This window comes from Clostridium sp. TW13 (genome assembly GCF_024345225.1).
Classification (GTDB): domain Bacteria; phylum Bacillota; class Clostridia; order Clostridiales; family Clostridiaceae; genus Inconstantimicrobium; species Inconstantimicrobium mannanitabidum.
The window spans coordinates 1,748,515-1,767,437 of the sequence record NZ_BROD01000001.1 but is presented as its reverse complement, the minus strand read 5'-3'; the positions used below and the strand labels follow the sequence as shown (position 1 = coordinate 1,767,437).

Sequence of the window (18,923 nt, the reverse complement as noted above, 5' to 3'; positions counted from 1 at the left end):
TTTTATTATCAACTATTGAGTATAAATAAAATATTGAACCCAAAGAATTATAATCCATAGATTGAAATAAGTGTTATAATATGAGATAATTTAGATATTATTCTTATAATTAGGGGGCTAAAAAATGAATTTTATTGATGAAAAGATAGTATTAGATTTTTATTTAATGCAAATTGAAAAAGGGAACATTGAATTTTTGAAAGAGGCTGGGGAAGTAAAGGAAAGAATAAAAGCCAATGTTGAAAAATTAAAAGATGCTGGAGATATGCATGACAAAATACAAATAGCTAAAGATTTATGGAAAGCTTTGTTTGAAGCATCTATGAGCTATATAGATCCTGACAGAAGGGGATATGATGAATTATTCAAATACTTTGATGAATATGTTAATTTTGAAGAATTGATTTTTGCTTCAGATTCATTTTATAGAGATCACACCTTACATTGTTTATGGGTATATTTCTTGGGAGAGTATTTAACTAAAACGGATTGTTATAAAGAATTATTTTCTCAGGTAAATGCTCAAATGCACACTGTTGTTAATTTAGGAAAGGTACTAAAGGATTCAGTTCTTGCACCTTCTTTTCAGAAAGTTATTTCTTTTGCATCTAAGTTTGATGTTTTTAATTATGATGATTCCATATGGTGTATATCAGCCTTAACTCATGATTTAGGCTACCCAATTAAGAAAATAAATAAAATAAATCGTTGTATTAGCAAAGTGTTACCTTACTTTGCATTAGAGAATTATAGTGAGTTTAACTTTGATTATAGTTCATCACAGCAACAATATATTGAATCTTTCATAAAGCTTATGACAATGAGTATAGCTGTAAGTTCCATTGACACAAATACCATAGAACCATTACTTGAAAAAATATTTAATGTTGATGAAAATCATAATTTAATTGGACTAGATGAAAAGGTATTGTCAAGTCTATCCAAAGAAGAAGTGAATCTTTTAACTAACCAATTGCAATTTAAACCACTTATCCAAGAAAGTATAAGCCAAAAATTACAGTATCTAAATGACTTTGAGCAATATCAACATGGAGTAATGAGTGCTTTTTTACTTATGAAGACTATTAAGTCATTTAGTAATACTACATTCATATATGTTGATAATTCTAATGTTGATTTAAATTCTATTGATTATAAGTCTTTTTTTACAAAGAAAGCCATATTAAATGCCATCTCTGATCATACAAATGAATCTAGGCAGATAAGAGGGTTGTATGATGTATCAGATGTATTAATATTGATAGATGAATTAGAAGAATTCTCAAGAATATCTCGTGCAAATATGAACCGTCAATTTGTTGAGGAATTCTGTAAATCTAATATTTATTATGAGGATGGAGTTCTTAACATAGACTTTATTTTTGATAATGAAAACATCAAAAATCTTGATCCTGAAAAAGCATTTAAAGGAAGATGCAATAGATTTTTAAGCTTATTTAATATAACAAATTTGGACGAGCAATTGAAAATCAAATTAAGTTGCATTGGCAAGTTACCTTATGATAACAACACATACACTTTAGAAATTGCAAGAAAATATGCTAATATTACAATCAATGGCGAGGAGCAAGATATCCCTAAGTACTTAAAAACTAGTCAATTTTACACTAAAGAGATGTATATGAAATTGTAGCTTATTACCCAAAGAAAAGTCTCCTGAAGATTTTCTTTGGGTTTTATAATTAAACTAGCTCAAAAATATAATTTAATTCAAGGAGGAGTTGTATGTATATAACATTGCAAAAAAGAGAGAAAGAACATGTAACTGTATTCTGGGAAAAAACTAGAGATGAAGAAATACAAAAGTTATTTCCTTTTACTACAAACTCCTTAGAAAAATCACTGAGATTATTTGATGAATCTGTAAAGGAAGATGCTTTGAGCTACGGTAAAGTAATTTATTATGATAACAAATATATAGGAGATATTTGGTGTTATTGCATTGATGAAAGTAATAAAAAAATGGCTATGTTGAGCATAGTAATTTTTGAAAAAGAGTTATGGGGAAAAGGTATTGCAACAATAGCAGCAAAAAAATTTATAGAAGAAGTCTTCAATAAGTACCACATAATTAAAATTGGAGCTTTCACGTATTCAAATAACTATGGTTCAATTGGCCTGCTACAAAATAATAACTTTGTTGAGGTTGATACATTTATTGAAGATGGAATTGCATCTAAATATTATGAGTTAAAAAGGGAGGGACTTATCAATGTTGCCTGTAACTGAAATTTTAAATAAAATCGTTAATTCGTATAAAGATATATTAAAGGATAATCTTGTTGGAATATATCTTCATGGTTCACTAGCAATGAATTGCTTTAATCCAACCTCAAGTGATATAGACTTTTTAGTAGTTATAAAAGAAAAACTAGATTTTAAAGAAATGAGACAGCTAGTTGATGTGCTATTAAATCTATCAGAAGTTGGACCTAAGAAGGGTTTTGAAATGAGTGTGCTTTTAGAGAAAGATACTAAAAATTTCAAATATCCTACACATTTTGTCTTACATTTTTCGGATTTTCATAAGGATAGATATATAAATCAACCAAATTACATTTGTGGTGGTTTTGAAGATCATGATTTGGCTGCACATATAGTTATACTACGTGAAAGAGGCATTTGCTTGTATGGAAGTCCAATAAAGGATATATTCCAGGAGGTACCTAAAAAATATTACATTGAAGCTATAAAAAGTGATATTGAGGATTCGAAAACTGAGATTCAAAATAATCCAATATATTATATATTAAATTTATGCAGAGTTTTATGTTTTTTACAAGATGGAAAGATATGCTCAAAGAAAGAGGGAGGAGAATGGGCTATAATTAATCTTCCTGAGAAATTTAAGGATGTAATTCAAGGAGCACTTAACAATTATAGTGATGCAAATAATGTATTTAGTGTAAATTCAAAGAATTTAGTTGGATTTGCAGATCACATGCTAAGTGAAATTGAAAACTTACATAATAAAGAAGGTTTATAGATATGAAGGAAATAGTTTTTGTAACTACCAATAAAGGCAATTTATCTAACAAACTTAAGCAGAAATTATCAAGAATCTAAAAACTGATTTTGATATGATAGATTTTGTAAGGCGGTGAAGATGTGGATTGGATAGAAAGCATTCAAAAATCAATTGATTATATTGAAGACAACCTTGAATCAGAACTCGATGCAGATATATTAGCTGCAGAAATATACGCATCTAGTTTCAATTTTCAACGAATGTTTACAATATTGTGTGATTGTACGGTTGGAGAGTATATTAGAAATCGTAGATTAACCTTAGCAGGTTATGAAATTATAAGTTATGATACTAGTATTTTAGATATAGCCATAAAATATGGTTATGAAACTAATGAGAGTTTTACAAGAGCTTTTACTAGATTTCACGGTATTACTCCATCCAAAGCCAGAAAAAATAAAACTGGTTTAAATACATTTTCACATATATCCGTAAAAACTAATTTATCAGGAGGAAAGATAATGATGAGTGATTTTAGTGAAAGAGGTTATGTTGTAAAGGAAACAGGAGCAGTATATTATACTCAAGACATGGACAAAACAATAAAATGGTTTAAAGAAGTACTTGGATGGTATGGACAAATTGATTCAAGAGATGAAAATGGAATAGGCATATACGGTTGCGTAAACAATATACCAATAGAAATAGAGATGATGCATATTGCACCATTTACAGGAATTCACATGTTTAAAGGTGATACACTTGAAAAAATGGTTGCATTTATGCTTGTGCAGGGCATAGAACAACTATATAAATTTGTTAAGAAAAGTGGCTGGAATCAGATAACTGAAATAGTTACAGAACCTTGGGGCGGAAAAACTTGCGAAGTCACTACTATTGATGGTTGTATATTAAAGTTCTTTGAGCCATAATAGAAAATATCTTATGAATAAAATATCAAAGGATACAATTATATTTTCAAAAAGACTTAAATAATTAATTTCAAAGGAAGTTATATTGTGAAAGTTAATTTTGAAAAGGCTACATTAGAAGATGTAGATGAATTGATTAGTGTAAGAAATAAAATTTACAAAAAAGCAGGCTATACTATTGTGAATGAATTTATGAATGGTACTGTAAAGTTATTAGTATTTGAAAAGAAAATTTCTTAGAAGCATAAAGTTTTCTAGCATTAAAAAGGATGAGTTTATGAAAAATTAAATTCATCTTTTTTAATTTTTGTACTTCTTAAGTTCTACATACAAAATTGGAAACAATTGATATAAAAATAATTGACATATCAATTATTTTTATATATAGTAATAAATATATAGTAGGAAAGGGTGGTTTTTTTGGAATTTGATTTGGATGAATCTTTAGGTCGTGCGTTGTTTAAGTCTAATTTACTAGTTAGGAACAATATTCAAAAGCAACTTAAGACCTTTGGAATTACAATTGATCAGTGGACTATATTAAAAACTTTATATAGGCATCATTGTTTTGATTCTACAGAAGCTTATAATCAAAAAGAATTAGCTAAAGAATGCTCTAAGGATCAAGCATCCCTAACAAGAATTTTAGATATTCTTGAAAAAAAAGATTTACTAAAGAGAGATAAATCTTCAAAGGATAGACGAGAATTTTTAATTCTTCTTACATCAGAAGGTAAGGAGCTAATCGAAAAAATGTTGCCAACAGCTCAGAATATAGTTAAAAATTTAAATCATATTTATACAGAAGAAGAAATGTCTATACTAATAAATCTTTTAAATAAATTAATTGTAAACCTAGAATAAATTTTTTTGATTATATAATTGATATATCAATTATATATATATCAAGTAAAGAGGAGATGCTATTTTATGAAAGAAGATAAGCAAAAAGAATTTAGAATGAATTCTAAAAAGTTTATTCAGTTAAAATTTTGGATTCCATTTTTACTAATTGCAGTATTATCATTTACTATCCTAGCAATTGATAAAAATACATCTATAGGTTGGGCAGTATCTATTATTCTTTTAATTGTAATGTTGTTTATGAGAAATAAAATTTTAAATTTCAAATGGATTTTTAGATTTGGTATCTGGCTATTAATAGTAATAGGTTTGGGTTTTCTGACTATATACACCTATCCATGTCCTATAAATAGATCTGCTGAACCATTTGGACAAAGTACAGTCACAGAAACAATTAGAACTGAGAATGGTTTAATTTCAGGAGTATATAATTCAGATAAATCTGTTAAGATATTTGCTGGTTTACCTTATGCAGCTCCACCTGTAGGTAATCTACGTTGGAAAGCTCCTCAGCCTGCCAAATCATGGAGTGGAGTAAAAGCAGCGGATCATTTTTCTAACTGTGCTATGCAAAATGAAGTGCCAACTATAATAAAAGAATTGTATTATTCTCGTCTAGGTACTGATGCACTTTCAGATGCAGCGATTAAAAACAATGAACCTGTAAGTGAAGATTGCCTATATTTAAATGTTTGGACAAGTGCCAAATCCAATGTTAAAAAGCAACCAGTAATTGTATATATACATGGAGGTTCTTTTACAAGTGGCTCTGGTTCAATTGATATATATAATGGGGAATCTATGGCAAAGAAAGGTGTTGTATTTGTTACTATGAACTATAGAATTGGAATTTTTGGTTTTATGTCACATCCAGACTTGACCAAAGAATCTGGTTATAATGCTTCAGGTAACTATGGAATTTTAGATCAGATTGCTGCACTTAAATGGGTGAAGCGAAATATTGAAGCGTTTGGTGGCAATCCCAATAATGTCACAGTCGCTGGCGAATCTGCTGGTTCGATGAGTGTAAGTGTTTTAGTGGCATCACCACTTGCAAAAGGTTTGTTTCAACATGCCATTGGAGAAAGTGGAGCCATATTCGGAAGTAGAGGAGTGAAAGGAGGTCCTTCATTGACATTAAAAGAGGCTGAAAATGTTGGAGTCAATTTTGCTTCTTCACAAAACACAAATTCAATTGAAGAATTAAGAAAAATGTCTGCAAAGGACTTACTTAAGGCTTCAAAAAATGTATCAACAAGACCAATTATTGATGGATATGTTCTTCCTGATACAATCTATAATATTTTTGCAAAAGGAAAGCAAAATGATGTGCCAATTCTAATCGGAAGTAATGCCAATGAAGGAGCATTATTCATAACTTTACCTTGGCCAGAAAATGGGGCAGTAAGTGCAGAAAAATTTAAAGAGCAAGTAAGAGCTGCTTATAAAGATAAGGCAGATGAATTCTTGAAATTATTTCCTTGTAACACTGATGATGAAGCAATAAAGTCACAAGTAGAGAGTGGAACAGATCAATGGTTCAGTTGGCATATGCATACTTGGGCAAAATTACAAACAGAAACAGGTAAATCTAAGGTCTATTTGTATTATTTCAGTCATGCACAACCTGGTCCTGCAAATTGGAAGGAATTAGGTGCAACTCATGGATTTGAAATTCCATACGCATATGATAACCTAAGGCTTTTTGATTTACAATTTACTGAAGCAGATAAAAAAATTGCTAATATAATGAGTTCATATTGGTTTAACTTTGCGAAAACTGGTAATCCAAATGGCGATTCACTTCCACTGTGGACATGCTACGATGAAGAGAGTGATAGAGTTATGAATATTGGAGATTATGTTGGAACTATTCCCACACCACATAAGGAAAATTTAAAATTCTTTGATGAATATGAGGCTGGATTAAGAAACAATTAATATAAAAATAGTAGTTATTATTATAGTATGGATAAAAGGAAGCTAAGAATAAACTAGCTTCCTTTAAAATTAGTGCAAATATTTAAAAGTACCAAACTTTTAGCTATTTTCAAGGAGTTTAGCCAAATAAACAGATTTGATTTGTTTGCTTGCCATAGCTTTATGAACAGGTGAAAGTTTAAGTATGCTTGATAATATAGCAGCCATAGCTCTATGAGAACAATAGTTTTTCCTGATAGCAAGTAGTTTCATATATTTACAGTTAATACTAATATCCTGTATACTAATTATAGAAAGTGAAAATAGTATTTTCATTAATTGGAGCTGAAGTAAGAATGATTGAAAAAAATGAACAACAGGTATATGAAGTTTTAAATTCATTGGGAATTAATTATGTTAGATACGAGCATAAACCTATATATACTGTTAATGAAGCAAAAGAAATAGAAACATTTATTGAAGGAATAAAATGCAAAAATCTTTTTCTTAGAAATGTTAAAGGTGATACTCATTATATTATAATTTTAGATGAAGATAAGAGAATTGATTTAAAACTTCTAGCTAAACAAATAGGAAGTTCACGGTTATCCTTTGCCTCAGAAGAGCGGTTATCCAGATATTTAAAACTTAAACCTGGCTCAGTTACGCCCTTTGGGATAATAAATGATGTTGCCAGTGAAGTAATAATTTTAATAGATAGAAGTTTAGTAAATGAGAGATTAATGAATTTTCATCCTAATGTTAATACAGCAACTATTGGCATATCCTATGCTGATTTAGAGAAATTTATTAAATGGCATAAAAATAGGTTCATTCATATAGAGATAAACTAAGCATTAATGTGGAAAATATTATTAAAGTTTAAATATAAAATATTAATTTTAGTTGAAAGCGGGTGAATGATATATGTTTTATAGTGCAACAACTGGTGAATATGAACTAGACATTACTGATAGGATGAAAAAGTATGTAGGAGTAGAAGTTAAAACACAGGATTGATAATAAACTAAATTTAATTACTACTGTTTCTAAGCTTACAAAGTGTAATGATTGGTTTGCCCCTAATGTTTATAAAAAAGAAAATGAATACACTCTTTTGATTGATACTTTTTACGGAATAAAGTTTAAAATAGATATGAATAATTTAGAAGTGATTGAAAAAACAATATCAAAATAAGAGAATATAGCTTAAATATTAGAGCTATACCTGCTACTGGGTATGGTAATGGATTATTTAGTGTTATAATTGAAAGGTAAAATTTATTATTAAAAGTGATAAACGAATTATAGAGGTGATTAAAGATGAATAAAGAAAAACTGATTTTTGTATACGTGATTTTATTATTAATTTTTTCTTTTATAAATATTTTAGTGACTATTGATGTTTTACCATATGAAATGTGGAGAATTTGCCTCCTAGCTGCAACTGTAGTTAATCTTATAATTACATTGATTTCATATAAGATACAAAATCTTAGTGCAAAAAGTAAAAAAGCTATCATTATTGTGGCAACAACTATAGTTGTATGGACAATTACTTTATTCGTTGCATTTTTTACTCACATATAATAATTAAACTAACTTTAGTATAATAGAGAGAGTTTTTAGGAGTGATTATTTTGTTCAGAGAAATGAGAAAAAAAGAAAGAGAAATTAAAACTGATGAAACCATTGAGATATTAAAAAACAATAGTTATGGTGTTTTATCAACAATATGTGAAAATGGATATCCTTATGGAGTTCCAATAAGCTACGTTTATATCAATGATTCTGTGTATTTTCATTGTGCAACAGAAGGACAAAAATTAGATAATATAAATAACAATAATAAAGTTTCTTTTTGTATAGTTGGAGAAACCTGTGTGCTACCAGATAAATTTAGTACCCAATATGAAAGTGTAATAATCTTTGGTAGAGCTAATGAAGTTTTTGATGATGAAAAAAATACAGTTCTTTTAGAAATATTAAATAAATATTCACCAGAATATATTGAAAAGGGTAGAGTATATATTGAAAAAGCTAGTGAAAGAACTAAGGTATATAAAATAAATATAGATAACATTACTGGAAAGGCAAGACGATAGAGTTTAACTCTATCGTCTTCTATTACCATTCTCATCAAAATTTCTTTTTAATGCCTTTTCTGTAGGAACTATTGACGCAATTAAAGCAATAACCTGTATTACACAAAGGATTAATCCCAAAGTACCTACAATATTGATATCATTTCCTATTACAAATAACATTGCTATGCTAGAAACGATAAGCATAATCCAGCCAACTTTTAGCCATATCCGTCCAGAATGATGATGTGCAAATTCCCAAGTCTCTTTATTCTTCATTGACATAGAAGTTCTATAGCCAAAAATATGATTTATATCTTTGGGTGCATTTTTGCTAGAATAGCTGCCAAATCCAATCATTATTATAGGAATCAATAAGTTCATGATCGTCATAAAAATCCAAAATCCCATTTTAATACCTCTCCATTTTATAATTACCTTTTTACATTCAATATCATTTTTATAACAACTTAAAATGTGGAGCACATAAATATAATTTTAACATTGTAATATATATAAGTACCAAATCAAATTCTACATTACCAATAAGTATAGTAGATAAAAATATGTAGTTTTTTATTGGAACATATAAATAATAATATTTAAGTATTCTCAAATTTATACTTTACATAATTATATGTTAAATACTAAATTTCAAAAGTTGTATTAGATAAAGATTCATAATAATTCCCTGATTTTGCAGTAAAACAAAGAATACAATAATCTGGATCAGTAACACCTAGAGGGTAGTATATTTCACATCCATCAGACCAGAATCTTTCTTTTATTTTTGGTTCTTCAATCACTTCAACATTGCCAATCAACATTAATCCAGTCCATTTTTCTTGATCAGTAAAATACACGCAAGCCTTTGGATTTTCTCTAAATTGTGAAACTCTTTTACTTGAAGTGTTGGTACTGAACCATACTTTTTTAAGCCCTTCAGTTTCTATTTTAATCATTGATTTGATATTAGGAAAGCCATTCGCTCCATTTGAGCCTACCATTGCAAATTTGCAACTATTTACTAGTTCTAATGATTTTTTAATAATGTTTTGGTTATCCAATTTTATTTCCCCCAATCTTAATTATATTTATTGTTTAAGTTATAAAATAACTTATTTTTTTATTTTACATAGATAATGATAGAAGTCTGACAACAAATTAAAGTTAGATTTCAATTCATCAACTAATTGTTGACTGAATAGCACCTCATCGATTTCTTTATTGCAAACTAAATATAAATTTTTTCTTTGATACCAATCTAATATTTCTTCTGGCTTGTTATTATCTAAAATTCTTTTATATTTGTCGCCTTCAACAACGAATACATTTTGTTTAGAATAGAAAGATATTGATTTTTTAAACTCCTTAGGAGAAGTATCAATATTTTTTCTAAATAACTCCATTGTGTTGGGAGTTGCAGAAAAAAAGCCCATACCATATCTATAGGAATTCTGAGATATCTCAAAAAAGAAAGCTGGATTAGAAGCCCAGTCCTTTGATGGCCTTTTAAATGTAATCCACATTGTATCCTTATATGGAGATTTATCTTTTGAAAATCTTGTGTCACGATATATTCTTGATATAGTTTTACTTACTGAAGGAGTAGTATCAATAAGCGGATCTATAGTTAGCATATAGTTACTCATATCCATAACTAAAGATTCCATAGGTTTTAACAGTAATTTTTTATAATTTTCTTTATTTTCCTCAAACCAGACCTTGTTGTTATTTTCATTTAAATTCTTTAGAAAACTTACTGTTTCAGTAGAAAATCCTTTAAATGTGTATTCTTCATTAATCATTTATTTATTCTCCCTTCTTAGAATTCTTTTCAAATTGAAAAAGGTTTTCATGAATCTTTTTGAGGTAACTTTCAAATTCATCAATCTCATCTTCAGTAAATCCCTTATAAAAAAGATCCAACATATCATTAGAAACTTCTTCATAGGCATCCTTAAGTTCTTCATTTTTAGGTGTTAGCTTTACGAGTGTTTTACGACGGTCATCAGCAGAGGCAATTCTTTGTATGTATCCTGAATTTTCAAGTCTTTCTAACATGCGAGAAAGAGTGGACTTTTCTAAAGATGTTCTCTTGGATAGTTCTTGAATTGAAATCTCATCATTTTGCCATAAAACAAATATTATTCTCCCTTGGGCTGAATTTAGATCATAAAGATCATAATCCTTAAGCTTTTTAGTAAAGATACGGCCTGCTAATTGATGTATTTTAGAAACTAAAAAGCCTCCTTGTCTTTTTTGCATAATTATATCTCCTTGATTAAATTGCAATTATCAAAAATAAAAAATTGTATATACAACTAAATTATATTAAGTATAGTTGTATATACAATCAATGTCAACTAAATTATGTAAAAATATTCTATAATTAGCCATTAAGTGATATAATATTTAAAAGATTAAATAAACATTGGGGGCTTATACAATGAATCAAGAGGAAAAGGAACAATTCATAGCAAAGCAATTAATCTCATTAAGAAAAATTAATAAACTACATGAACAATTAAAAGATATAGATATATCACTAGAAAAAAAGTATCCAGTAGTAATTGTAGAGGAAAATACATACTTTATTTTTGATTTAGATTCAGCTGGGGAAAATTATGAATTCAAATTTGATAATCCAACACATAGAGAATTTCCAAAAGGGCTTTTAGCAGCATTTCCAGTAGAATGCTATGGTGAACAAACCTGTGCAGTAATAACAAAGGAAGCATTTGATGGTTTAGATGGCTATATATCAATTTTTCATGAATTTGTACACTGTTACCAAAATAGAAACTGTTCTGAAGAACTTAGCAAAACTTTAGAAATAAAAGCAAAAGCAATAAAGGAAAATAATTATATGTGGGAACTTAATCATCCATTTCCTTATGAAAATAGTACTTTTATTAAGAAAACTAAAGCTCTTTATAATTACTTTAATGCAAAAGATTATAATGATGCACTTAATTATTATAAAGAGATGAAAATATATTTGAGAAAAATAGATTTTGAATATATGATATGGCAACAGTGGGTAGAAGGATTTGCAAGATACATTGAAAATTTAATAAGAGATAGAGTTGGTATCAATAGAAATATCAATAAGTTAGAGCCTCCATATGATAGGGTTATTTTTTATGAGCTTGGAAGTAGATATATTGATCTATTACTTACTGAACATATAAATTTAAAAGGGAACATACGTGACTTATATTATAAGATGTATACTGCTGAATAGAGATAGAACTAGTAGTAAAGTAACTCTACTTTAGATACATTTATATAGTTTAATTAGCTATTTTATGGAGGAAAGATAATGGATTACGAAGTGATTTTATTTGATGCTGATGGCACATTGTTTGATTATGATAAAGCAGAAGCTCAAGCTCTAGAAAAAACATTTAAGTACTTTAATTTTGAATATAATGAAGAAAAACAATTAAAAAAATATAGAGAAATAAATAAACAAATTTGGATAGAGTATGAAAGTGGTAGGATTAGTTCTCAATATATGAGAATTGAAAGATTTAAACAACTTTTTGAAAATTATGATGTAATATTGGATTTACATGAGTTCAGCAAAAAATATTTATCCTTACTTGCAGCTGGGATATATTTAATTGATGGAGCAGAAGAAGTGTGCAGCTATCTTTCTGAAAAATATAAAGTTGTAATTTTAACTAACGGAATCAAGGATGTTCAAAACTCAAGAATCAATAATTCAGTTTTGAAAAAATATATTAAGCATATAATTACTTCAGAAGAAACAGGCTATAAAAAACCAGATGCAGGTATTTTTAATTATACTTTTAATAAAATTGGACATGTTGATAAAGATAAAATTTTAATTGTTGGGGATTCGTTAAGTACAGATATTAAGGGTGGAGTTAATTATGGTATTTCTACCTGCTGGTATAATGCATATGAAAATAAAAATTTAACTGAATTAAAACCTAATTATGAGATTAAAGATTTAAGAGAGTTACTATATTTACTTTAATACTAACTATGATGATTGGAAATTTTTGTTTATATAGAAGGTGAAAACGTGATTAAGCATATTGTAATATCAGAATTTATTACCAAAGTTAGAGAGATAAGAGTAGTTACAGATTATGAAACTTAAGAATGATACTTATATAGAAATTTGATAATGAATTTTTTATTATATTTATCTGAACTATACTAAAGATCATCTCGTATATGTAGAAAGGATGTTTAGAATAGGAGAGATAAACTTGAAAAATAATAAAATCATCATAATCTTTATTATAATATTTTCAACTTTAATAGTAGGTTGTACAAAAGAAATGAAAAATTCAGAAAATAAAATCATAAACTCAGGAAATAAAATCATAGTTGAAAAACGAACTGGAACAAAAAATAACTATGAATATTATAGTGAAATCAAAGATAGTAAAAAAGTACAAGATATAAAAGATATTCTTGAGAGTGTTAGTTGGAAAAATGCACAAGTAAATATGGCATACCCACCACTATACAAATTTCATTTCGCAAAGGATAATAATGAAGCAAGTGATATAAACTATGAAGTATGGGTGAGTCCCAATAAAGATAAGGTTGAACTTGTAATTGATAACAAAGCTAAATACATTCAATTGGACGAAAAGAAATCAGCAAAATTATTTGAAACACTTACTGGAAAGAAGTTAGGAGAACTCTAATGAATTAATTTTATACTGAAACTTTCAATATTTAAGAATAAAAACAGGTATTCTAATACTATATCACAGTATTAGAATACCTGTTTTAACTTTATATGAATTATTATTTTGAAGAAGGTGTAATCTGCGATAACAATATTCCTGCTAGTATAAGAATACAACCAATATAGCCTTTAGTACTCATAGTTTCTCCAAGTATTATGGCACCACCTATAGCACCAAATACAGATTCCATGCTTAAAATAATAGCTGCATGAGATGGCTTTGCATTCTTTTGAGCTACAACTTGAAGAGTATAGGCTACACCAACAGATAAGAGACCACCATAAAGAATTGGAACTATAGCATTTGATATACCAATTATAGTAATTTGCTCAAAGATTAAAGCAGTTATTAAGCTTAGCACAGAACAGGTTGCAAATTGAATACATGATAATTTCAAAGGCTCTATCTTATCAGAAAAATAATCTATTGATAGTATATGTATAGCCCAAAATACAGCTCCTATAACTTCAAGCAAGTCTCCATAACCTATGCTAAAATCTCCATTTACACTTAAGAGGTAAAGTCCAATAACAGCTAGTCCAACTCCAATCCATGAACTTTTACCAATTTTATGTCCTAGAAATAGTCCTATTATCGGCACAAGAACCATATAAAGTCCTGTTATAAAACTTGCCTTACCAGCAGTTGTGTATATGATTCCTACCTGCTGCAATGCTGAACCAGCATACAAAATAGTTCCAATCAATATACCAGGTAAAATTCTTTTCTTATAATTGACTTCATTAGTCTGCTTGTCATTACAAGTCGATTTCTTCTTTTTCTCAAAATAAATTATCAATGGGATAAGAGAAAGACTGCCGAGACCAAATCTTATTCCGTTAAAAGTAAAAGCTCCTATAGCTCCTGTAACAACTCTTTGGGCAACAAATGCAAAACCCCATATAGCGGCAGTAAGTAGTAAGAGCATATTAGCTCCTAATCTTTTATTATTCAGTTCAATCATCTCCTTACTTGGTAGTTTATATTTATACACTATTATAGCGTAAGCGTATCATAATGGATAGATGAAATATTACTTGAAGAGCAGCATTAGTATTTAAATGAAGATTTTACTGTTTTAGCAATTAGTTGCAGATTTCCAATTAAGATTATAATATACAAATTAAACTGGTTTTATATATATTTTAACAAATGTTTAGTATAATAGGTATGCGAGGTGATATTTTTGAACGTAAACAATTTCTTTAGCTTGCTCCTATTGGTATCAGCATTTACACTACTTTATTTAGGTTATTTTTCATGGAAAAGAAATAAGAGATATGTTTCTATATCTTTGCTTCCTGTATTAATTTATGCATTTGGATATTCATTTGAAATATTATGTACAAGCCTTGCAAAGGTAAAGTTCTGGATTAAGGTAGAATATCTAGGAATATCATTTTTACCTGTAGTATGGTTAATATTTGCACTTAATTTTACTGGGTATAAAGAGAAATTAAAAAAGAGTACTTTGATTCTACTATATATTATACCTGCTACTACATTAATCCTAAATTATACAAATGATTTTCATCATCTGTTTTATAAAAAGTTAACTATGAATAATACTGGTATTTTCCCAATTGTTGAAATAGTAAAAGGGCCTTGGTATTGGGTAAATATTGGCTATACGTATTCAATAATGCTTATTGGATTAATAGTTTTAATGCTAGCTTATTCTAAAGCGGTATCAATTATAAAGAAGCAGTTATTATTTATAATAGTAGCTTGGATAATTCCTTGGATTTCAGATATTGTTTATATGCTTGGATTTATAAACTTTCATATAGATTTATGTCCACTTACATTTTCTATTTCAGGAATAATTTCTAGCTTTGCTATATTGAGATTTAGGTTATTAAAACTTACCCCCATAGCATTAGAAAAAGTCTTTTCTAATATGTTAGATGGGGTTATAATCTTAGATTCTGAAAATAACATAGTTGATTTCAACAATTCATCAAAAGGTATTATCTCAGAATTGAATCATCTCGAATCTTGTGGAAAAAAAATTGATGAGGTTTTGATGGAAAATAAAGAAGTACTAAATGCTATAAATAGTCCTTCCTGTAATGAAAGTCTAATAAGTATAAGGAATAAAGATGAATTAAAATATTATAAGATGAATATTAACAATATATATGAAAAAAATGATGCTGCTATCGGAAAAATACTGATTTTAAATGATGTTTCAGAAGAAAAAAAGAATGAAGAGAAAATAAGTAAGTTATTAAAGCTGAAAGAAGCAATGCTAAAGATAAGTTATTCATTTAATGAAATTTCTAATATTAATGATTTTCTACAATTTATTTTAGATGAAGTTATTAATTGTATTGATGAACGAATTTGTGGTTCCATATTATTTTTAGGGCAAGATAAAAATTTGAAAATAGTTGCATCTAAAGGTTATGATTTAGAAAAGATTAAAGCATTTACGCTAAAACTTGAGAATCACTTTGCATGGGAAAGTAGTGGAGAAAATATAACTAAAACAGTTATTATTAATGACCTTGATAAAATGGAAAGTATAAGTATATTAGATACTGTAGAAGGGGAAAAAATAAAATCTTGTACTAGTTCACCAATTATTATAGATGGTGAGTTATATGGTTTCTTAAACATTGATAGTATATATAATAATTACTTTAGCGAAGGGGATTTGGAGTTAATGGAATACATGAGCAATCAGGTTTCTATTGCTATTGCTAAGCATAAACTTTATGAAGAAATCATCTATTTATCTAGATATGATAAATTAACTAACGTATATAATAGAAGTTCTTTTCAAAATATAGTTGATAATATCTATAATGATGATTCAAGTAAAAAAGATTTTGTTTTAGCTGTTATGGATGTAAATGATCTGAAAATTATTAATGACAATTACGGTCATTTAGCTGGAGATGAATTGATTAAGAGATTTGCAAAGGGATTAAAGGGATTAGCTAAAGATGCTGATATTATAGGAAGATTTGGTGGAGATGAATTTGTTGGGGTTTTCTTTAATATAGATGTACAAAATTTAACCAATAGATTTGAAGAACTTATTAAACTCTTCAAGAAAAATCCAATAATTTTTGAAGATTACAAATTTGTCTGTAGCTATAGTTATGGACTTGCTAACTCTGCAACAGATGGAATTAAATTTGATCAATTAATAAAAATTGCTGATAAACGTATGTATAAATATAAGAATATAGTGAAAAGTAAAAAAGTTTTAACTAATTCTAATGTATAATCTATATATTAGAATTAGTTTAGATATTCAGTAAATTCTTATTATACATAAAGAAATTTATCCGATAGCTAGCATCCGTAACACTCCAACTTCTTTAAGTTGGAGTGTTACGGATGCTAGCTCCTGGATAAGTTCAACTAGATTCAGATGGGAATCAAACCTCACCTGAATCTAGTTGAACTTGATAACATAATATTATCTAAGCATATGAATATAGCAGCTACAAGATAGATTAAATTTACTATCTTGTAGCTGCTTCTTTTTTCAACCTAAGATTACTATTTTCCTTTCCAAGTATAGATGAATCCATTATAAACGCACGACAAACGCAGGCCTGATTATCTAAAGAAATACTTCTTATGACTATATTTCTTGCACCAGTGAACTAAATCTTAAAGTATTGTTTATTTACTAAAAATTCTATATATTAATGGGGGATTATCAATAGTATAAATTTGTAATGAATATCCTTGAGAAATTTTCGATTAGTATCTATACGTTAAGTTTTAAAATCATAAATATAAACATATTATTAATTAGATACTATATTTTAGTAAAATATATTTTTGGTGAAAGGTACAAATTAATATGAGGGGTATAAACATAAAAAAGTTTTTTAACAATCAAGTTGTAGTAAATATTATTATTTCAATAGCATCAATTATTCTAATATATTTACTTACTTCTATATATTTTGCTAATCATTTCTTTTTTAATACGGTAATAAATGGAGTGAATGTTTCATTAAAATCACATAAGGAAGCAGATGAAATAATTGAAAATTATGTTAAAGGATACGAATTACAGTTAGTTGAAAGAAATGGAGAAACAGAAAAAATAATAGGACAAGATATAGAAATGCAATACAATAAAAAAAATAGCATTTCTAAGATTTATAAAAGGCAAAATTCCTTTAAATGGATAGACTTTTTAGTAGAGCAGCAAAGATATTATATAGACGATTTATATGTTTATAATAAAGATATTCTAGAAAATAAGATAGCTGAGTTGAATTGTTTAAATAGAGCTATTGTAGAATCTCAAAACGTAAGCTTTAAGTATTCAAATGGTTCCTATGAAGTGATTAAAGAAGTGTATGGAAATAAAATATATAAAGATAAATTAAATACCGCCATAGAGATGAGCATATTAAAAGGGCAAACAAAACTAGATTTAAATGAAAATCTTTGTTACGAAAATCCAAAGTACACTTTAAATTCTGATAAAACTTCTGAAACTAAGAACTTACTAAATAAGTATGTGAAAGCAAAAATCACTTATATATTTGGAAGCAAAAATGAAATATTAGATGGAAATATAATAAATCAGTGGATTAGTGTTGATAAAAATTTACAAGCAATAATAAATGAGAAAGCAGTTTTTCAATATGTGGTAGGACTTAGTAAAAAATACGATACAGTTGGGATTTCAAGAAAGATAAAAGCATCTACAGGTAAAACAATAGAAGTTCAGGGTGGTTTTTATGGTTGGAAAATTAATTGTGCTAGTGAATCAAAAGCATTATTAAAAAATATAAAACTTGGTGAAATACTTAAAAAAGAACCTATATATACTCAAAAAGCTTCATCTAGGGATGAAGATGATATAGGAAATACTTATGTAGAAATTAATATAACAGAGCAGCACTTATGGTTTTATAAAGATGGAAAACTTATAACTCAAGGTGATGTAGTAACAGGGAATCCTAGCAGAGGCAATTCTACCAAGATTGGAGTTTACATGCTCAATTATAAACAAAAAGGATCAACGTTAAGAGGAGCCAATTATGAAACTGGAGTAACTTATTGGATGCCTTTTAACGGAAATATTGGAATACATGATGCAAGCTGGAGATATTCTTTTGGTGGAGAGATTTATAAGAGTAATGGAAGTCATGGATGTGTAAATGCTCCATTATATTTAGCTAAAAAAATTTTTGATAATATAGAAGATGGAACACCCATTATTTGTTATGAAGAGTAGAAATATAGTTTATTATTGTATGATTGACCTAATATAGTATTTTTATTTTGATATATCAGTAAAGGCGATAAACATTTAAAATATTAATGTTTATCGTCTTTATTTATATGCAATAAAAGCATAATTATTTTGTAGTTGATTCTTTTATAGGGATTTCTTAGAGAATATATTGAA

Annotated in this window: 20 protein-coding genes; 15 read left to right on the top strand and 5 right to left on the bottom strand. The window is 27.8% G+C overall.

The genetic code is table 11. The features are described from left to right. Window positions 1-124: 124 nt before the first annotated feature. From OCU47_RS08750 to OCU47_RS08705, 10 genes are all read left to right on the top strand, one after another. Complete coding sequence (locus OCU47_RS08750) at window positions 125-1,654, top strand: hypothetical protein (protein ID WP_261828218.1); 1,530 nt, start codon at window positions 125-127, stop codon at window positions 1,652-1,654. A 92-nt stretch (window positions 1,655-1,746) separates the two neighbouring features. Next, window positions 1,747-2,250: a GNAT family N-acetyltransferase gene (locus tag OCU47_RS08745; RefSeq protein WP_261828217.1), complete on the top strand. Its 504-nt coding sequence runs from the start codon at window positions 1,747-1,749 to the stop codon at window positions 2,248-2,250. Next, on the top strand, window positions 2,234-3,007 hold the full coding sequence (locus tag OCU47_RS08740) for an aminoglycoside adenylyltransferase domain-containing protein (protein ID WP_261828216.1): 774 nt from the start codon (window positions 2,234-2,236) through the stop codon (window positions 3,005-3,007). Before OCU47_RS08745 ends, OCU47_RS08740 begins: the two co-directional genes overlap by 17 nt. Window positions 3,008-3,129: 122 nt before the next feature. Then, window positions 3,130-3,921 carry a helix-turn-helix domain-containing protein gene (locus OCU47_RS08735; protein ID WP_261828215.1) on the top strand — a complete coding sequence of 264 codons (792 nt, stop codon included), beginning with the start codon at window positions 3,130-3,132 and terminating at the stop codon, window positions 3,919-3,921. 87 nt (window positions 3,922-4,008) lie between these two features. Further along, a complete protein-coding gene (locus OCU47_RS08730; protein ID WP_261828214.1) occupies window positions 4,009-4,161 on the top strand; it encodes a hypothetical protein in 153 nt (50 codons plus the stop codon). A 180-nt stretch (window positions 4,162-4,341) separates the two neighbouring features. Next, window positions 4,342-4,785: a MarR family winged helix-turn-helix transcriptional regulator gene (locus tag OCU47_RS08725; protein ID WP_261828213.1), complete on the top strand. Its 444-nt coding sequence runs from the start codon at window positions 4,342-4,344 to the stop codon at window positions 4,783-4,785. Between the two features lie 66 nt (window positions 4,786-4,851). Next, window positions 4,852-6,726 carry a carboxylesterase/lipase family protein gene (locus OCU47_RS08720; protein WP_261828212.1) on the top strand — a complete coding sequence of 625 codons (1,875 nt, stop codon included), beginning with the start codon at window positions 4,852-4,854 and terminating at the stop codon, window positions 6,724-6,726. Window positions 6,727-7,061: 335 nt separating this feature from the next. Beyond that, window positions 7,062-7,559 (top strand): prolyl-tRNA synthetase associated domain-containing protein, encoded by a 498-nt coding sequence (locus tag OCU47_RS08715; RefSeq protein WP_261828211.1) that lies wholly within the window; start codon window positions 7,062-7,064, stop codon window positions 7,557-7,559. 469 nt (window positions 7,560-8,028) lie between these two features. Next, complete coding sequence (locus tag OCU47_RS08710) at window positions 8,029-8,295, top strand: hypothetical protein (protein ID WP_261828210.1); 267 nt, start codon at window positions 8,029-8,031, stop codon at window positions 8,293-8,295. A 50-nt stretch (window positions 8,296-8,345) separates the two neighbouring features. After that, complete coding sequence (locus OCU47_RS08705; protein WP_261828209.1) at window positions 8,346-8,810, top strand: pyridoxamine 5'-phosphate oxidase family protein; 465 nt, start codon at window positions 8,346-8,348, stop codon at window positions 8,808-8,810. Window positions 8,811-8,819: 9 nt separating this feature from the next. Here the strand turns inward: OCU47_RS08705 and OCU47_RS08700 are convergent, their stop codons facing one another. From OCU47_RS08700 to OCU47_RS08685, 4 genes are all read right to left on the bottom strand, one after another. Then, window positions 8,820-9,200: an SdpI family protein gene (locus OCU47_RS08700; protein WP_261828208.1), complete on the bottom strand. Its 381-nt coding sequence runs from the start codon at window positions 9,198-9,200 to the stop codon at window positions 8,820-8,822. Between the two features lie 236 nt (window positions 9,201-9,436). After that, a complete protein-coding gene (locus tag OCU47_RS08695; RefSeq protein ID WP_261828207.1) occupies window positions 9,437-9,856 on the bottom strand; it encodes a pyridoxamine 5'-phosphate oxidase family protein in 420 nt (139 codons plus the stop codon). A gap of 51 nt (window positions 9,857-9,907) precedes the next feature. After that, the gene (locus tag OCU47_RS08690) at window positions 9,908-10,597 is read right to left on the bottom strand and encodes a DUF2461 domain-containing protein (RefSeq protein ID WP_261828206.1); all 690 of its coding nucleotides are present in this window, start codon (window positions 10,595-10,597) and stop codon (window positions 9,908-9,910) included. A gap of 4 nt (window positions 10,598-10,601) precedes the next feature. Further along, a complete protein-coding gene (locus tag OCU47_RS08685; protein WP_261828205.1) occupies window positions 10,602-11,057 on the bottom strand; it encodes a MarR family winged helix-turn-helix transcriptional regulator in 456 nt (151 codons plus the stop codon). Window positions 11,058-11,238: 181 nt separating this feature from the next. Between OCU47_RS08685 and OCU47_RS08680 the strand changes: the two genes are divergently transcribed. The 3 genes from OCU47_RS08680 to OCU47_RS08670 all read left to right on the top strand — a co-directional run bounded on the left by OCU47_RS08680 (window position 11,239) and on the right by OCU47_RS08670 (window position 13,483). After that, window positions 11,239-12,036: a hypothetical protein gene (locus OCU47_RS08680; protein ID WP_261828204.1), complete on the top strand. Its 798-nt coding sequence runs from the start codon at window positions 11,239-11,241 to the stop codon at window positions 12,034-12,036. Between the two features lie 78 nt (window positions 12,037-12,114). Continuing rightward, window positions 12,115-12,798, top strand: a complete 684-nt coding sequence (locus tag OCU47_RS08675; RefSeq protein ID WP_261828203.1) for a YjjG family noncanonical pyrimidine nucleotidase — start codon at window positions 12,115-12,117, stop codon at window positions 12,796-12,798. A gap of 238 nt (window positions 12,799-13,036) precedes the next feature. Then, the gene (locus OCU47_RS08670) at window positions 13,037-13,483 is read left to right on the top strand and encodes a YhfM domain-containing protein (protein ID WP_261828202.1); all 447 of its coding nucleotides are present in this window, start codon (window positions 13,037-13,039) and stop codon (window positions 13,481-13,483) included. 103 nt (window positions 13,484-13,586) lie between these two features. On the opposite strand, the gene OCU47_RS08665 is transcribed toward OCU47_RS08670, so the two are convergent. Continuing rightward, window positions 13,587-14,483 (bottom strand): DMT family transporter, encoded by an 897-nt coding sequence (locus tag OCU47_RS08665; protein ID WP_261830605.1) that lies wholly within the window; start codon window positions 14,481-14,483, stop codon window positions 13,587-13,589. Between the two features lie 222 nt (window positions 14,484-14,705). On the opposite strand from OCU47_RS08665, the gene OCU47_RS08660 reads away from it, so the two are divergent. Both OCU47_RS08660 and OCU47_RS08655 read left to right on the top strand, forming a co-directional pair. Further along, window positions 14,706-16,766 carry a histidine kinase N-terminal 7TM domain-containing protein gene (locus tag OCU47_RS08660; RefSeq protein WP_309297446.1) on the top strand — a complete coding sequence of 687 codons (2,061 nt, stop codon included), beginning with the start codon at window positions 14,706-14,708 and terminating at the stop codon, window positions 16,764-16,766. 588 nt (window positions 16,767-17,354) lie between these two features. Further along, the gene (locus tag OCU47_RS08655) at window positions 17,355-18,749 is read left to right on the top strand and encodes a L,D-transpeptidase family protein (protein WP_261828200.1); all 1,395 of its coding nucleotides are present in this window, start codon (window positions 17,355-17,357) and stop codon (window positions 18,747-18,749) included. Window positions 18,750-18,923: the final 174 nt, after the last annotated feature.

Coding starts and splice junctions, on each gene's coding strand:
- OCU47_RS08750 (WP_261828218.1), top strand. CDS start 125: ATGAATTTTATTGATGAAAAGATAGTATTAGATTTTTATTTAATGCAA.
- OCU47_RS08745 (WP_261828217.1), top strand. CDS start 1,747: ATGTATATAACATTGCAAAAAAGAGAGAAAGAACATGTAACTGTATTC.
- OCU47_RS08740 (WP_261828216.1), top strand. CDS start 2,234: ATGTTGCCTGTAACTGAAATTTTAAATAAAATCGTTAATTCGTATAAA.
- OCU47_RS08720 (WP_261828212.1), top strand. CDS start 4,852: ATGAAAGAAGATAAGCAAAAAGAATTTAGAATGAATTCTAAAAAGTTT.
- OCU47_RS08715 (WP_261828211.1), top strand. CDS start 7,062: ATGATTGAAAAAAATGAACAACAGGTATATGAAGTTTTAAATTCATTG.
- OCU47_RS08710 (WP_261828210.1), top strand. CDS start 8,029: ATGAATAAAGAAAAACTGATTTTTGTATACGTGATTTTATTATTAATT.
- OCU47_RS08700 (WP_261828208.1), bottom strand. CDS start 9,200: ATGGGATTTTGGATTTTTATGACGATCATGAACTTATTGATTCCTATA.
- OCU47_RS08690 (WP_261828206.1), bottom strand. CDS start 10,597: ATGATTAATGAAGAATACACATTTAAAGGATTTTCTACTGAAACAGTA.
- OCU47_RS08685 (WP_261828205.1), bottom strand. CDS start 11,057: ATGCAAAAAAGACAAGGAGGCTTTTTAGTTTCTAAAATACATCAATTA.
- OCU47_RS08680 (WP_261828204.1), top strand. CDS start 11,239: ATGAATCAAGAGGAAAAGGAACAATTCATAGCAAAGCAATTAATCTCA.
- OCU47_RS08675 (WP_261828203.1), top strand. CDS start 12,115: ATGGATTACGAAGTGATTTTATTTGATGCTGATGGCACATTGTTTGAT.
- OCU47_RS08655 (WP_261828200.1), top strand. CDS start 17,355: ATGAGGGGTATAAACATAAAAAAGTTTTTTAACAATCAAGTTGTAGTA.